The 14,642-nt window shown below is 69.0% G+C and carries 19 protein-coding genes; 6 read left to right on the top strand and 13 right to left on the bottom strand.

The genetic code is table 11. The features are described from left to right. Positions 1-337: 337 nt before the first annotated feature. The 3 genes from ACIBJB_RS34600 to ACIBJB_RS34590 form a co-directional block, all read right to left on the bottom strand. Positions 338-538 (bottom strand): DUF397 domain-containing protein, encoded by a 201-nt coding sequence (locus ACIBJB_RS34600; protein WP_398936583.1) that lies wholly within the window; start codon positions 536-538, stop codon positions 338-340. Beyond that, the gene (locus ACIBJB_RS34595; RefSeq protein ID WP_398936581.1) at positions 535-1,407 is read right to left on the bottom strand and encodes a helix-turn-helix domain-containing protein; all 873 of its coding nucleotides are present in this window, start codon (positions 1,405-1,407) and stop codon (positions 535-537) included. The genes ACIBJB_RS34600 and ACIBJB_RS34595 overlap by 4 nt, the downstream gene beginning before the upstream one ends. 126 nt (positions 1,408-1,533) lie before the next feature. After that, positions 1,534-2,190 (bottom strand): FG-GAP repeat protein, encoded by a 657-nt coding sequence (locus tag ACIBJB_RS34590; protein ID WP_398936579.1) that lies wholly within the window; start codon positions 2,188-2,190, stop codon positions 1,534-1,536. 191 nt (positions 2,191-2,381) lie between these two features. On the opposite strand from ACIBJB_RS34590, the gene ACIBJB_RS34585 reads away from it, so the two are divergent. Continuing rightward, entirely contained in the window at positions 2,382-2,708 is a 327-nt protein-coding gene (locus ACIBJB_RS34585) for a hypothetical protein (protein ID WP_398936577.1), read from the top strand. 159 nt (positions 2,709-2,867) lie between these two features. Here the strand turns inward: ACIBJB_RS34585 and ACIBJB_RS34580 are convergent, their stop codons facing one another. Together ACIBJB_RS34580 and ACIBJB_RS34575 are read right to left on the bottom strand one after the other, a co-directional pair. Next, on the bottom strand, positions 2,868-3,221 hold the full coding sequence (locus ACIBJB_RS34580; RefSeq protein ID WP_398936575.1) for a hypothetical protein: 354 nt from the start codon (positions 3,219-3,221) through the stop codon (positions 2,868-2,870). A gap of 74 nt (positions 3,222-3,295) precedes the next feature. Then, positions 3,296-4,498, bottom strand: a complete 1,203-nt coding sequence (locus ACIBJB_RS34575) for an acyltransferase family protein (RefSeq protein ID WP_398936749.1) — start codon at positions 4,496-4,498, stop codon at positions 3,296-3,298. 228 nt (positions 4,499-4,726) lie between these two features. Here ACIBJB_RS34575 and ACIBJB_RS34570 point away from each other — a divergent pair, with 228 nt between their 5' ends. Next, positions 4,727-5,107, top strand: a complete 381-nt coding sequence (locus tag ACIBJB_RS34570) for a hypothetical protein (protein WP_398936573.1) — start codon at positions 4,727-4,729, stop codon at positions 5,105-5,107. A gap of 87 nt (positions 5,108-5,194) precedes the next feature. On the opposite strand, the gene tuf is transcribed toward ACIBJB_RS34570, so the two are convergent. From tuf to ACIBJB_RS34530, 8 genes are all read right to left on the bottom strand, one after another. Then, positions 5,195-6,388, bottom strand: a complete 1,194-nt coding sequence (gene tuf / locus ACIBJB_RS34565; protein WP_398936571.1) for an elongation factor Tu — start codon at positions 6,386-6,388, stop codon at positions 5,195-5,197. A 155-nt stretch (positions 6,389-6,543) separates the two neighbouring features. Next, a complete protein-coding gene (fusA, locus tag ACIBJB_RS34560) occupies positions 6,544-8,670 on the bottom strand; it encodes an elongation factor G (RefSeq protein ID WP_398936569.1) in 2,127 nt (708 codons plus the stop codon). Between the two features lie 39 nt (positions 8,671-8,709). After that, a complete protein-coding gene (gene rpsG, locus ACIBJB_RS34555; RefSeq protein WP_005481264.1) occupies positions 8,710-9,180 on the bottom strand; it encodes a 30S ribosomal protein S7 in 471 nt (156 codons plus the stop codon). Between the two features lie 2 nt (positions 9,181-9,182). Further along, a complete protein-coding gene (rpsL, locus tag ACIBJB_RS34550; protein ID WP_003948652.1) occupies positions 9,183-9,554 on the bottom strand; it encodes a 30S ribosomal protein S12 in 372 nt (123 codons plus the stop codon). Between the two features lie 356 nt (positions 9,555-9,910). Continuing rightward, positions 9,911-10,477 carry a DUF1707 and DUF4190 domain-containing protein gene (locus ACIBJB_RS34545; protein WP_398936747.1) on the bottom strand — a complete coding sequence of 189 codons (567 nt, stop codon included), beginning with the start codon at positions 10,475-10,477 and terminating at the stop codon, positions 9,911-9,913. 202 nt (positions 10,478-10,679) lie between these two features. Next, positions 10,680-10,913 carry a hypothetical protein gene (locus tag ACIBJB_RS34540; protein WP_398936567.1) on the bottom strand — a complete coding sequence of 78 codons (234 nt, stop codon included), beginning with the start codon at positions 10,911-10,913 and terminating at the stop codon, positions 10,680-10,682. Continuing rightward, positions 10,910-11,611: a hypothetical protein gene (locus tag ACIBJB_RS34535; RefSeq protein WP_398936565.1), complete on the bottom strand. Its 702-nt coding sequence runs from the start codon at positions 11,609-11,611 to the stop codon at positions 10,910-10,912. The genes ACIBJB_RS34540 and ACIBJB_RS34535 overlap by 4 nt, the downstream gene beginning before the upstream one ends. Then, the gene (locus tag ACIBJB_RS34530; protein WP_398936563.1) at positions 11,604-11,912 is read right to left on the bottom strand and encodes a WhiB family transcriptional regulator; all 309 of its coding nucleotides are present in this window, start codon (positions 11,910-11,912) and stop codon (positions 11,604-11,606) included. The genes ACIBJB_RS34535 and ACIBJB_RS34530 overlap by 8 nt, the downstream gene beginning before the upstream one ends. A 200-nt stretch (positions 11,913-12,112) precedes the next feature. On the opposite strand from ACIBJB_RS34530, the gene ACIBJB_RS34525 reads away from it, so the two are divergent. From ACIBJB_RS34525 to ACIBJB_RS34510, 4 genes are all read left to right on the top strand, one after another. Continuing rightward, positions 12,113-12,628, top strand: a complete 516-nt coding sequence (locus ACIBJB_RS34525; protein WP_398936561.1) for a helix-turn-helix domain-containing protein — start codon at positions 12,113-12,115, stop codon at positions 12,626-12,628. 374 nt (positions 12,629-13,002) lie between these two features. Beyond that, positions 13,003-13,212 carry a hypothetical protein gene (locus tag ACIBJB_RS34520; RefSeq protein WP_398936559.1) on the top strand — a complete coding sequence of 70 codons (210 nt, stop codon included), beginning with the start codon at positions 13,003-13,005 and terminating at the stop codon, positions 13,210-13,212. A 188-nt stretch (positions 13,213-13,400) separates the two neighbouring features. Beyond that, positions 13,401-13,808 (top strand): hypothetical protein, encoded by a 408-nt coding sequence (locus tag ACIBJB_RS34515; protein WP_398936557.1) that lies wholly within the window; start codon positions 13,401-13,403, stop codon positions 13,806-13,808. Between the two features lie 112 nt (positions 13,809-13,920). Then, positions 13,921-14,493 carry a phage tail protein gene (locus ACIBJB_RS34510; protein ID WP_398936555.1) on the top strand — a complete coding sequence of 191 codons (573 nt, stop codon included), beginning with the start codon at positions 13,921-13,923 and terminating at the stop codon, positions 14,491-14,493. The last annotated feature ends 149 nt before the right edge of the window (positions 14,494-14,642 follow it).

Raw genomic sequence — 14,642 nt, 5'->3', positions numbered from 1 at the left:
ACTCTCACTGACACAGATGTCCCTTGTTCGAACATCCCTGATCTGGGAAAGAGGTTCACCGGGCGCCTGGCCAGTGCCGCACTCCACTTCCCGGAAGATTCCCGTACGTCCGCCCCAGCGCTGCCGTGTGGCAGTTAGGGCGACGAGTACTGTGGGACTCGCTTCCAGGCCTCCCGGCGGGAGGCGCGCAGCATCAACACTCGACCGAGCAACCCCGCTAGTCTGCCATACGGGGCGGGGGCCTGGCCAATCGAGCCGGAGACCTTACCCCGAGAGTGACGCAGGTCAAACACAGCGCTCCGGGTCATAGCGGAGAAGGCGCAGCGGAGTGCCTGAGTCAGCGCTCTGACGCGAACGGCAGGAAACGGGCCCAGGCCTCCGGCGTCAGCGCGAAACGGGGACTGGCATCGCTGAACTTGGAGTCGCGGACGTGGACCGTGCCGGGGCCGCTGGCGACCTCGACGCAGGAGTCGCCCTCGCTGCCGCTGCTGTAGCTGCTCTTGAACCACTCCAACTCGGAGTCGGTGTCGTGGATCATGTCTCCCCCAGCAGGTGCTCGACGAAGGCCAGCGACTCACGAGGAGTGAGCGCCTGCGCCCGGATGATTCCGTACCGCAGCTCAAGGATACGGAGGTGCCTGGGCTCGTGGACCGGTCGGCCGTGCGCCACCACCGGCGAGCGCCCCACAGCCGAACCGTCGGCGAACTTCAGGACGTCGATGCCACCGTCAGTGCCCGCGTGCTCCTCCCGGTCCATCGGCATCACCTGAAGCTCGACGTTCCGCAACCGCGCCACCTCCAGCAGGTGCTCGAGCTGGCCCTGCAGCGCCGCGCGCCCGCCGAGCGGACGTCGCAATGACCACTCCTCCAGCACGAAGCTGATCTCGGGCGCCGGGTCCCGCTCGAAGACCGCCCTGCGGGCCACCCGCGCGGCGATGAACCGCTCCACCTCGTCCGAGCTGTACGCGGGGCGGCGCATCAGCAGCAGCCCGCGCGCGTACTCCGGGGTCTGCAGCAGCCCGTGAATGTTCAGGGGGTCGTAGAGCTGGAGCTCGACCGCCTTCGCCTCCAACTCCCCCAGGGCCCGCACCTTCTTCGGGTACCGGACCTTCTCCACGTCCTCCTTCATCGCGGAGATGAGCCCGCCCGCGTCCAGCACCTCGTCGGCCAGGTCCAGATACTCGGGCCGGGGGATCCGCTTCCCGCCCTCGATCTTGTAGACCAGGTCCTCGCCGTACCCGATCCGCTCCCCGAACTCCCCGGCCCGCAGCCCCGCCGCCTCCCGCCGAAGCCTCAGCTGCCGCCCCACGGTCGCGATGACCGCGAGTCCCCACTCGTCGTCCGGATCGACCTCCCAACCCGGCTCGTCCGCCTCACCCTTGAGCCGCCCCGCCTCACCGTCGGCCATCGCGCACCCCTCCGTCGTCCCACTGCGCCACACCGCCGCCCTACCCACGAACCCCGCCCCGACAAGCCCGGACAGCACCGGACAAACAGCGGAAGGGGACCGTACGCGACGACGCCGTCGCTCTTCCTACTGAGGGAAATCCGCGAGCACAGGCAGCTCCCTGACGCCGGACGCCGTCACGCCACCCGATCCAGAAGGCAGCAGCACGCTGGTGTCGTAGTTCTCGAACTGGTCGGAGACCAGAAGGTCGGCGTAGCCATCCCGGTCGACATCGCGCAGCCGGACGTGGATACCGAAGCCCGCGTATGAGACGGCTTTACCCGGCACGGCTCCGGTGTCCCGGGTGAACCACCCCGAGCGGCTGCCGTTCAGTCCCTTGCTCCCGCCACGAAGGACGTGGACGCCTCCAGCCTCCTTGGCGGAGCCAACCTTCTCCCACGGGACGCCGACCGCCAGATCTGGGTAGCTGTCATGGTCGGTGTCGCCCGCCGAGAGCGAGGAACCGAACTGCTCGTCCTTGACGGCGGGGGTGGCGACACCGGCGGTGGACTGGCTCAGACGGTACGAACTCGCAGCCCCCTTGGCCCCGCCCCGCAGCACGACGACCGAACCGGCACCCGTGTTGTACGGGGTGTCGCTGACAGCGAGGTCGCCGTAGCCGTTCCTGTCGAAGTCGCCGATGACGCCGGTCGGGCTCCAGTCCGGGGCGGTCTTGTCGTACGTCGTGAAAGTGCCCGCCGTGAGGCCGGCCCCGCCTCGCAGGAACCGGGCGGCCTGCGTCACTCCCGTCCCTGTGCCCCCGATGGTCAACTGCGACGGCTGTGACCGGGGCTTCCGGACCTGGGAGGAGAACGCCCGCTGCCGCGACTGTCGCAAGGCGGGCCGCGGCGCCCGCGGCTCGGAAACCTGACGGATGTGTCGGCGCGCAGCCGACGGACACCGCCCCCTACCCGAAGCCCGGAGGCACGCCACCCGTGAACGAACCAACGACCGTGTACGGGCGGGAGCACGCGATGATGTACGCCGAGCTCCTCGACACCGCCGCCCGGCTCGACACGCTCCGGCGTCTGGAGGGCGGGGCCGTCGACCCGCGCGTGAGCGCCGCCATGCACGCGGTCCGGTTCGCCGCCACCATCATGTGGCCGACCGCCCCGCACATGCCGCCGCCCGGCTACCGCCAGGACAGCGAAGGCATCCTCGAACTCATCGCGCACTGGCGCGAGGCAGCACTCGAAATCGGCGAGTTCGCCCCACCACCCCCCTCGCTGCGCCTGATCAGCGACACGGCACCGCCCGCGTAGCCGCCCTCTTCAGGGAAAGGGCCTGCCCGGCCGACGAGCCGCCCGGGAGCACGGCAACTCGGCCCAGGTCCCCATCGTCGTCCCAGCATCCAGATGCGGACCTCAGCCTGCGCCCGGGACGCGAAGGTCCGGTTCGGCGACGATGCTCAACCCCTTGGTCTACGGCCAGTCGACCAGCGCCGTGAACACGACGTACACGACCGGCACCAGCGCCGGTGCCGCCAGCGCCAGCCCCAGCCGGCGCGCCGTGTTGCCGCGTTCCCACGGCAGGGCCCATCCGGCGGCCAGCAGGAACAGGGCGATGCCCAGGCCCCCGAGCAGCACCGGGAAGGCGATGTCGAAGCTCGACCCGAAACGGTCGGCCTCGGCGGCCGTGCAGGAGTCGCACGCCATCGTGGAGAGGCCGCCGACGACGTAGGCGAGCAGACACGCTGGCAGGGTCAGGAGCGTAGAGAGCAGCGGGGCGACCCAGGCGCGGGTGGCGCGGTCGTCGTCGAGTGTGAGGTCCGGCATGGGTCCATCACAGCGCTCGGGCCCCGCGGTCGCATGAGCGTTCGTACTCAGAAAGCACGGTCGCCGTACGGAGGTCAGGCGCCCGCGTTCCGCAGCCGCGCGAAAGACGTGTCCAACCCCCGCTTCAGCAGCCGTGCCACCGGCCGCTCCACGAACCGGTGCACCAGCCAGCTCAGCAGCATGAACCCTGCGATCACGGAGACGACCAGCAGACGGGCGTCCATGGTGTCGCGCAGGCGGTTGATGACCGCCGTACCGGCCGCGTAGTGCATCAGATACAGCGGATACGTCAGCGCGCCCGCCGTCACCAGCCACTTCCAGCGGATGCGGTCCGTGGCGCCGAGGGCGATGGCGACCATGACGAGCAGGAACACGGTGAAGATCGCCACGCTCCCCCGCCATCCCGACACATGCTCGACCTCGTCGATCCGGATGCCCAGTTCCCGCTGGCCCATCAGCCAGGCCATCGCGAGGATGCCCCACAGCAGCAGGTCCTGGCCGAAGCGGTGCATCAGGTAGAGGGAGAGGCCCGCGATGAAGTACCAGGCGCCCTCCGGGTTGGCGACCAGTTCCAGCAGGGGCAGTTTCGAGATCGGGGCGAGCATGGCCGCGGCGCCCCACACACAGCAGAAGACGACGACCTTGCGGTAGGTCAGGCCGCTCCACACGACCACCAGGAACAGCAGGTAGAAGCGCAGCTCCGACCAGAGGGTCCAGTAGACGCCGTCGACGTTCATGACGCCCGAACCGGACTGGAGCATCGTGATGTTGAGGAGTACGTCCCGTGTGCGCAGGCGGTCCCACACGCCGGGCAGCAGCATCAGGACGGTGGTGGTGAACGCGATGGCGAACCAGTACGCCGGGTACAGCCGGATCACCCGTGACGTGAAGAACTGGCGGGGGGTACGGCCCCAGCACGACATGCAGATCACGAAGCCGCTGATCACGAAGAAGATCTCGACGCCGATCCAGCCGTAGGAGGCGAACCGGAAGACCGTCGGCATGATGTCGGAGACCGGGCGGTCCCAGATGCGGTTGCCCGGCTGGTCGACGCGGTGGGTGCCGGCGTAGTGGTGCATGGCGACCATGAGGGCGGCGAGGAGCCGGATGCCGTCGATGGCGTAGAGCCGGCGGCCGGCGCGGTCCCGTACGGCGGCGTGCCGGGCGGTGTGCGCGGGCTGTCCCGGCGGGGCGGGCACGGTGAGGGGCGGGAGCGGCTGCTGCAGGCCGCTGACGACCTGCCGGGGTATCGACGTTCTGCGCTCCGCATCCTGCATCGACACCTGCGTGTCCGTCCGTCCTCGCGAGGGAATGCCGGGCCGGGAGTGGCCACCGGACGCCTCAGGCTACGACCCTCACAACCGCCCCACAGCGACCAGACGAGAACATTCCCCCCACCGGTGCCGGGGAGTTGCCGCAAACCTCGCCGGGGCGCTCCACAGAGTTCCCCCAGACTTCACTTGACGTCTTGTCAGAACGCCACGCCCGTCCCGATGATCTCAGCCATGTACAAACGAAGACGCATCACGGGCACCTACGCCGGAGCCGCCCTCGCCGCCGGCCTGCTCCCCGGTGTCTCCCCCGTGGCCGACACCCCGTCCTGGGACTTCCTCCTCAGCGGCTCGGTCCTGCTGATCGTCGGTCAGCTCATCCACTGCTATCCGAGCGCCATCAGGACGTCCCCGTGGATCCTCTTCGGCGCGCTCGGCATCGCCCAGGACACGCTGGTCTGGCTGCTCGTCTCCTGGATCAGCTCGCGGCTTGACTACGGCATGCATGTCGACTCCTTCGTCACGGCCCTGGCGGCCGGCGCGACCGTCCGCTGCCTGACCCTCGCCCTCATGGCGTTTGGCCCGCAGCCGGTTCCGGAGGCGCAGACAGGATGAGCCCAGGGATGCGAAAAGGCCCGTACGACCGAAGTCGTACGGGCCCCTTCAGAGACCTACCGGGTCAGAGACCCGACCGGGTCAAGATCAGGCAGTGATCTTGGTGACCTGGCCGGCGCCCACCGTGCGACCACCCTCACGGATGGCGAACTTCAGGCCCTCTTCCATGGCGACGGGCTGGATGAGCTCCACCTTCATCTCGGTGTTGTCACCCGGCATGACCATCTCGGTGCCCTCGGGGAGGGTCACCACGCCGGTCACGTCCGTCGTACGGAAGTAGAACTGCGGACGGTAGTTGTTGAAGAACGGCGTGTGGCGGCCGCCCTCGTCCTTGGACAGGATGTACGCCTGCGCCTCGAACTCGGTGTGCGGGGTGACCGAGCCCGGCTTGATGATGACCTGGCCGCGCTCGACGTCCTCGCGCTTGATGCCACGGAGGAGCAGACCGACGTTCTCACCGGCCTGGCCCTCGTCGAGCAGCTTGCGGAACATCTCGATACCGGTGACCGTGGTGGTGGTCTTCTCGGTCTTGATGCCGATGATGTCGACGGTCTCGTTGACCTTCAGGACACCACGCTCGATACGGCCGGTGACGACCGTACCGCGACCGGTGATCGTGAAGACGTCCTCGATGGGCATGAGGAACGGCTTGTCGACGTCACGCTCGGGCTGCGGGATGGACTCGTCGACGGCCTTCATCAGGTCGAGGACGGTCTGGCCCCACTCCTTGTCACCCTCGAGCGCCTTGAGCGCCGAGACCTTGACGACCGGCAGGTCGTCGCCCGGGAACTCGTACTCGGAGAGGAGCTCACGCACCTCGAGCTCGACGAGCTCCAGGATCTCCTCGTCGTCCACCATGTCGGCCTTGTTCAGGGCTACGACGATGTAGGGAACGCCGACCTGGCGGGCCAGGAGCACGTGCTCCTTGGTCTGCGGCATCGGGCCGTCGGTGGCGGCGACCACGAGGATGGCGCCGTCCATCTGCGCCGCACCCGTGATCATGTTCTTGATGTAGTCCGCGTGACCGGGGCAGTCGACGTGGGCGTAGTGACGCGTCTCGGTCTGGTACTCGACGTGCGCGATGGAGATGGTGATACCGCGCTGGCGCTCCTCGGGAGCCTTGTCGATCTGGTCGAAGGCCGAGGCCTCGTTCAGGTCCGGGTACGCGTCGTGCAGCACCTTGGTAATGGCGGCCGTAAGGGTCGTCTTACCGTGGTCGATGTGACCGATGGTGCCGATGTTGACGTGGGGCTTAGTCCGCTCGAACTTCGCCTTCGCCACGGGGTCCTCCTGTGGAGTGGTTCTGAACGCCTTGCTTCATCGGCGCCAGGTGATCTTTGCTGGAAAGCCTCGGCCCGGGAGCACTCCCCCCGCAAATACGGGTGAATGCCCCTCCGGGCTCCGGAGTCAAGCCTAAAGCGTGCGAACGCGGTGCGTTACTCGCCCTTGGCCTTCGCGATGATCTCCTCGGCGACGTTCCGCGGAACCTCGGCGTAGGAGTCGAACTGCATCGAGTAGCTTGCGCGACCCGACGTCTTGCTGCGGAGGTCTCCGACGTAGCCGAACATCTCCGAGAGGGGCACGAGGCCCTTCACGACGCGGGCACCGGCCCGCTCCTCCATGGCCTGGATCTGACCACGGCGGGAGTTGATGTCGCCGATGACCTCACCCATGTAGTCCTCGGGCGTGGTGACCTCGACGGCCATCATCGGCTCGAGCAGCACGGGGCTGGCCTTGCGTGCGGCCTCCTTGAACGCCTGCGAGCCGGCGATCTTGAACGCGAGCTCGGAGGAGTCGACCTCGTGGTAGGCACCGTCGAGAAGAAGGACGCGGACGCCCGTCATCTCGTACCCGGCGAGGATGCCGAACTGCATGGCCTCCTGCGCACCGGCGTCGACCGAAGGGATGTACTCCTTCGGGATACGACCACCGGTCACCTTGTTCACGAACTCGTAAGAGGCGTCGCCGCCCTCGATCGGCTCGATCGCGATCTGCACCTTGGCGAACTGGCCGGTACCACCAGTCTGCTTCTTGTGCGTGTAGTCGACGCGCTCGACGGCCTTGCGGATCGTCTCACGGTAGGCGACCTGCGGCTTACCGACGTTGGCCTCGACCTTGAACTCACGGCGCATACGGTCGACCAGCACCTCGAGGTGCAGTTCGCCCATACCACCGATGATGGTCTGGCCGGTCTCCTCGTCCGAGTGAACCTGGAAGGAGGGGTCCTCCTCCGCGAGACGCTGGATGGCGACACCCAGCTTCTCCTGGTCACCCTTGGACTTGGGCTCGATGGCGACCTGGATGACCGGCGCCGGGAAGTCCATGGACTCCAGGATGACCGGGTTCTTGTCGTCGCTCAGCGTCTCACCGGTGGTGGTCTGCTTCAGGCCCATGACGGCGACGATGTCGCCGGCGCCCACCGACTCGATCTCCTCACGCTTGTTCGCGTGCATGCGGTAGATCTTGCCGATGCGCTCCTTCTTGCCCTTGACGGAGTTCAGCACCGCGGTGCCGGACTCCAGGCGACCGGAGTAGATCCGGACGAAGGTGAGCTTGCCGAGGTGCGGGTCGCTCATGATCTTGAACGCCAGCGCGGACAGCGGCTCCTCGTCGGACGGCTTGCGCTTGACGACCAGCTCGGGGTCCTTCACGTCGTGGCCCTCGATGGCCTCGACGTCGAGCGGGGTCGGCAGGTAGCGCACGACCGCGTCGAGCAGGGGCTGGACGCCCTTGTTCTTGAACGCGGTGCCACAGAACACCGGGGTGACCGTGACGCCGTCGGACTTGCCGGACGCGATGGTGATGCGACGGATCGCGGCGTACAGCTGCTCCTCGGTGGGCTCCTGGCCCTCCAGGAACAGCTCCATGATCTCGTCGTCGTTCTCCGCGACGGCCTCGACCAGCTTGCCGCGGTACTCCTCGGCGGCCTCGGTGTGCGTGGCCGGGATGTCGACGACGTCGTACATCTCGCCCTTCGCCGCCTCGGCGGACCACACGAGCGCCTTCATGCGGACCAGGTCCACAACGCCCTTGAAGTCCATCTCGGCACCGATCGGCAGCTGCATGACGAGCGGGACGGCGCCCAGGCGGTCCGAGATCATGTCCACACAGCGGTGGAACTCGGCGCCGGTACGGTCCAGCTTGTTCACGAAGCAGATGCGCGGCACGCCGTAACGGTCGGCCTGACGCCACACCGTCTCGGACTGCGGCTCGACACCGGCGACACCGTCGAACACCGTGACGGCACCGTCGAGTACGCGGAGCGAACGCTCCACCTCGACCGTGAAGTCGACGTGCCCGGGGGTGTCGATGATGTTGATCGTGTAGTCGTTGCCCTCGAGCGGCCAGTGACAGGTGGTGGCAGCAGAGGTGATCGTGATGCCACGCTCCTGCTCCTGCTCCATCCAGTCCATGGTGGCGGCGCCGTCGTGGACCTCACCGATCTTGTAGCTGACGCCGGTGTAGAAGAGGATCCGCTCGGTGGTGGTCGTCTTGCCCGCGTCGATGTGGGCCATGATCCCGATGTTGCGGACCTTGGCCAGGTCAAGTGAAGTGGTAGCCATAAGGCTTCGGTCTTCTCTCGGTCTCGATGGGGTCTGCGACTACCAGCGGTAGTGCGCGAAGGCCTTGTTGGACTCGGCCATCTTGTGGGTGTCCTCGCGCTTCTTGACGGCCGCACCGAGGCCGTTCGAAGCGTCGAGAAGCTCGTTGAGCAGACGCTCGGTCATGGTCTTCTCGCGACGGGCGCGGGAGTAACCGACCAGCCAGCGCAGGGCGAGCGTGTTCGCACGGCCCGGCTTGACCTCGATCGGGACCTGGTAGGTCGCGCCACCGACACGGCGGGACTTGACCTCGAGGGTCGGCTTGATGTTCTCCAGCGCGCGCTTCAGCGTGATGACCGGGTCGTTGCTGGTCTTCTCGCGCAGGCCCTCCATGGCGCCGTACACGATGCGCTCGGCGGTGGAGCGCTTGCCGTTCAGCAGCACCTTGTTGATGAGGGAGGTCACCAGGGGAGAACCGTAGACCGGGTCGATGATGACCGGGCGCTTCGGGGCGGGGCCCTTACGAGGCATTTCTACTTCTCCTTCTTGGCGCCGTAGCGGCTGCGGGCCTGCTTGCGGTTCTTGACACCCTGGGTGTCGAGCGAACCGCGGATGATCTTGTAGCGAACACCGGGCAGGTCCTTCACACGACCGCCACGCACGAGCACGATGGAGTGCTCCTGCAGGTTGTGTCCCTCACCCGGAATGTAAGCAGTGACCTCGATCCCGCTGGTCAGACGCACACGCGCGACCTTACGCAGGGCCGAGTTCGGCTTCTTCGGGGTGGTCGTGAACACACGCGTGCAGACGCCACGACGCTGAGGGGAACCCTCGAGTGCGGGCGTCTTGTTCTTCTCGACCTTGTCCTGCCGGCCCTTCCGGACCAGCTGCTGGATCGTAGGCACTACTTCTCCGGTTTCTGTGTGCCGAATGGTGAAGCTAACCTGGAACTTCTCCGACCCACGCGGTCGGGTGTGTCGAATCCGGCGGACTCCCGCCGCGAGGCGAAAAGGGCGCAGATTACGGTGGCCGCTCGAGGCTCCCCTAGTGCGGTTGAAGGCACGCACGGGAGCCAGGGCACACCCCAGGCACAAGGTCTGAGCGTACCCAGGTCGTTCGCTGTGGTCAAAACAAATGGACGGCGGCAACCTCTCGGGGCGACCGGTGTCAAGCCCCTACGCCGTGGATGATCTTCGATTTCACACTGCGCACACGTGAAACCCGGCCTCCCCGACGCCGGCCGGCCCTGCGCCCACGGGGCTCATCCGGAGGCGAGCCCCACCGCGAGCAGCAGCGTCATCAGGATCGACCACGCGGCGATCGACAGCCAGCCGAACACCAGCCCGGTCAGCGCGAGCCCGTCGCCGCTCTCTCCCGTCCGGTCGATCTCCGCCCGCGCCGCGTGCCCGAGGATCACCGCCGGGATCCCGGTGAACCCGAAGGTCGGCACACACAGCAGCCCGCACACCGCGGCTCCGACCGCCTTCCCGTTCGCCCGCGGCCGCGGGGCGGGCAGAAAGGTCCGCGGTACGGCGGTGACGGCCGCGGGCTGCGGTACGGGCCCCTGCGGCAGGTCGGCGACGAGCAGCGCCAGCTCCCCCACCGTGCGCGCGCCGTACGCCCGCCCCACCCGCCGGTCGAACTCGTCCTTCTCCATCCGCCCCTCCCCGTAGCCGGCCCGGAGCACGTCGACGGCGCGCTCGCGGTCGGCGTGGGAGGCGAGGAGATCCGGGGTGGGGGGTCCGCCCCAGGGATACGGCGCGGGGCGGGGTGCCGGGCGTGGCGCCGGATGCGGATGCGGCGTCGGATGCGGCGTCGGATGCGACATCCCCCCGCCCTGCCACGGCCGCAGCACACCGCCGCCGACCCCGTCGTTCGGCGTCGACTGCGGCGACGACTCGTCCTTGCCCTGCCACGGCTGCCATGACGATTGCGACACGGAGTACCCCCTGAGAGGTCGAATGCCTCCATGATGCTCCAACGCGCCGATACCGGGACAGGTTCCCGCGCCCGGCGGGGGAAGAGGGTCGTCAGTCCGTCCCTTCACTCTCCTCACCGGACCGGCAGCGCCCCCGCCGCGTGACGGCGCGCTCGGCGGCGAACACGTCCTCCAGGCGGAAGAGCTGCGCGCGGCCCGCCTTGCCCACCGGGGTGAGACGGCCCAGCTGAACCCACTTGCGGATGGTCGCGGGGGCGACACCGACTTCCTGGGCGGCGAGGGGGCCGGGGATCAGAGTGGGCAGGTCGGCCTTCACCGGCTTCATCGGGGGTTGCACTCCCCTTCGTTCCAGACGTGCCGGTAGGCCGGGTCGTCGTGGCAGCCGCAGTCCGGCACCGAGCAGCGGCACGCCGGGTTGACGCAGAGGACGGCCGCGCGGTCCGGGAAGGCCCGCAACGAGACGGAGTCGCACCAGGGGCAGCGGCCGGAGACCCGGACGACCGTCTCGGTGTCCCCCAGGGCACGGGCACAGCGCCGGGCCATCCGGCGGGTCTCGTCCCGCACATGGGCGGCGAGCACGGGGTCGGCGGTGACGCCGTCGAGCAGGCCGGCGATACGGCGCAGCCGCTCGGGCACGGTCGCGCGGCGGGCCCGGGTCAGACCGAGGCGGTCGCGCACCGCTTCCTCCAGTTCGATCACGCCGTCGGTGATGTCGCGGATGGTGTCGGAGATGTGCAGGCGCAACGGGGCCGCGCTGTGGCCGGGGGCCAGGAGACCGTGGGCCTGCTGGAGGAGCAGGGCTTCGGCGCGTTCCTCGCGGAGACGGTCGGCGAGGTCCGCGGGGGGTGCGGGGGCGGGGCGGCCGGTCGGGGTGGTGCGGCCGGGGACGAGCTCGGTGGACAGTTCGGGGAACTGCTGGAGGAGCATGCCGATCCAGAGAGCGGCGTTGCCGGCGGCGCGTTCGCCGGAAGGGGGATGTGCGGACGTCGTACGACGGTCGGGCGGGGGGCACTGGTCAGCCAACGGAACCTCCGCGCGATCCGCTCGGCAGGGCAGGAAGGAAAGGGGCGGGGGTCTCCACCGGGCGGCCCCGGCGCCACAGGCGACCTCCGCAGACACCGTCGAACCAGTTGTCGGCCGGCGCGACGGCCTCCTCGCATTCGCGCCGCACCGGGCAGCCGGCGCAGGCCCGCAGCGCGGGCGCGGCCTCCTTGGCCCTCTTCGAGAAGACGACCCCGGCCGGGAGCCCGGCGCAGGCGGCCGCGGCCTGCCAGGCGACGGGTTCTGCGGGTTCCGGTGGCGGGCACGTTCCGGTGACGGACATAGGGGGCCTCCCAGGGGCTCTGGTGTGACGGGTGTGAAGCGAGCGCTGTCCAGCCTTACAGATTGCGCGCGCGCTCGCAACAAATATGCCAGTGGCCTTGTCGGGAGATCGGGATCTTTTGCGTGCTTGCACGAGAGCACATAATTCGTTGCGCGCTAGCAAGCTAAACTTGCCGCACTCCAAAGGAAGCGAGCCCTCAGATGACCAGCCAGGATCTGGACGCGTTCGCCGCTTGGGTCGAGGACCTGATGCGCGATCGCGGCTACGACATCGACAGCCCACGCGGCGGCGGCAAGTCCCGCATCGCGGACGAGGCGGGAGTCCATCGCGCCGCCGTCACCCGCCTGCTGCAGCGCCAGAGCATGCCGGACCTGGAGACCACGCGCAGGCTCGCGCGCGTGCTGGGCGTGCCGGTCCGCGACATGCTCATCCGCTCCGGCCGGCTGACCGCCGAGGAACTGGCCGACCCCCGCGAGCACTTGACCTCCCCCGCCCCCGGCGTGGAGGTCGACCGCCGCCCCACCCTGGAGGAGGTGGCGGACCTGCTGGGCGTACCCGCCGACCGGCGGGACATGTTCGTCCGGGTGGTGGAGCAGTTCCTGCCGAACGAGCCCGGGACGGGAACCGAGACCCAGGCTGCGAGGCAGAGCCACGCCCGGGCAGACAGTCGGATTCCGGTGGAGGCGGCGACGGGAACCTCCTCGATCACCGGCTGACCTTTCCCCGGCGGTACGCCGTCGGGGAGCACCCATGGGCCCGCGGGTGTACCGGGTCGTACGTACACCACTCCCCACCTCGCCTCACCGCCCTTCCCGCCTACGCGGAGGGGCGGCGCCCCGCGGGCGCGTTGTCCGAGCCGAGTCCGCCACGCCGGGCGCCCTCGTGACCCCGGGAGGCACGCGGCGGTGATCCGCTCCTCGCACTGGATTCCTCATCCCCGCAGGTCCGGGCCCTGCACAACGGAGACTCCTCGGCAAACACGGGACGACACGATGAAGTACTCGTACACTAGTTCGAACAATGGTCTCGACGCCCCGCGGCACCCACCCGCACCACCCAGCCCAGCGGACAAACCGGAAGGCAGGCCGACATGGCGACGACTGACACGAGCAATCACACGCAGCAACCGACCGACACCTACGCCTGCCTCGCCCGCCTTCTGCACTCCCCCGCGCCCGGCCGCGAGGCGCTGCTCGACCAGGTCTACGAGGAGCTGCTCAGCCGGGAGTCCCGCGCCTACGCCGCCGGCTGGACGGACGCGCTGACGGAGGCGCGACGGGCACGCACCGGCCGCCCCTAGTCGCTATTGATTGCGCGCGCGCTCGCAATGTGTCACAGTTGGTGCAGCGGCGGAGCTGCGCCCGGCACCGGGTGGCGGCCCCGCCGTTTCGCGTAGGGCCGTAGAGCCGAAGAGTGCCGCAGCGTCCTGGGCCCACTCACGTTCCCGCGCGACACCCCGCCCGCACCTTCCCGAAGGGAGGCCGCACCTTGGCCGATCCGACGGTCACCTTCCCGGATGTCGAGCGACTCGTCGTCGACTTCCTGAGCGACCGCACCGAACTCGCCGCCGCGACGGTGGACAACGTTCCGCCCACCGGATTCGACGGCACCCAGCAGGTCGTCCTGGTCTCCCGCTCCGGCGGAGCCTGGATCGACGACCAGCACCTGGACCAGCCCCTCGTCGACTTCGAGGTGTACGGCCCGAGCAAGACCGGCGCCCACACGCTCGCCCTCACGGTCCGCTCGGCGCTGCTCGCGCTGCGCGGCACGACGTACGCAGCGGCGCGCGTCTCCGACGTCGTCGAGGCCGACGGACCGCGCTGGTTGCCCGACTGGAACCGGGCCGCCGCCAACCGCTACTTCTCCACGGTGCGGCTGTACATCCGCCCCGCCTGAGCGCGCGCCCCACGCACGCTCCACCTGATCAGGCCCTGCCCGTTCGAGAACGGCGGGGCCTTCGCCGTACCACGGCACCTCTCGACAACCCACCACTCCCAAGGAGTCACGCATGGCAGGCAACAACGCCAACGAGATCCGCGTCGCCGGCACCGGCCGCATCCTGGTCGCTCCGGTCGGTACGGCCGCGCCGACCGACACCACCGCCGCGTGGGCCGCGGCCTGGAAGGATCTCGGCTACACCTCGCCGGACGGCATCAAGCTGTCCAAGAAGGACAAGCTCGACCCGGTCGAGACCTGGCAGTCGGTCTCCCCGGCCCGGTTCATCTACTCGGACCGCGACCTGACGGTGAAGTTCCAGCTGCTCCAGCTCAACGAGGACACCCTGCCGTTCTTCATGGGCGGCGACACCCTCGCCGAGACCGCCACCGGCTCCGGCATCTACAAGTACGAGCTGGCCTCGAACCCGAAGTTCAACGAGAAGGCGCTGGGCATCGAGTTCACCGACGGCAGCGCCATCACGTACCGCTTCGTCCTCCCGCGTGGCCAGGTCACCGACACCGAGGAGCTGTCGCTGACCCGCACCGCCTCCATCAAGCTCGGCGTCACCTTCACCGCGCTGGCGGTCGACGACATCAAGCCGCTGGTGACCTTCCTGATGAAGGACCCGGCGTACGCGGCCTGAACCACCTCCTGATCCCGGGGCGGGGGGGGGGCCCCCCCCCCGCCCCCCCCCCCCCCCCCCCCCCCCCCACCCCCCCCCCCCCCCCCCCCGCGTTGGCCAGCGCCGGGGTGGTGATCAGAAGCACCCCCCCCCCACGGAACACGCGGCAC

It is taken from the genome of Streptomyces sp. NPDC050759 (assembly GCF_044456945.1).
Taxonomy (GTDB): domain Bacteria; phylum Actinomycetota; class Actinomycetes; order Streptomycetales; family Streptomycetaceae; genus Streptomyces.
Note: the sequence above shows the minus strand (reverse complement) of the source record. Positions and strands in the feature narration are given on the sequence as shown.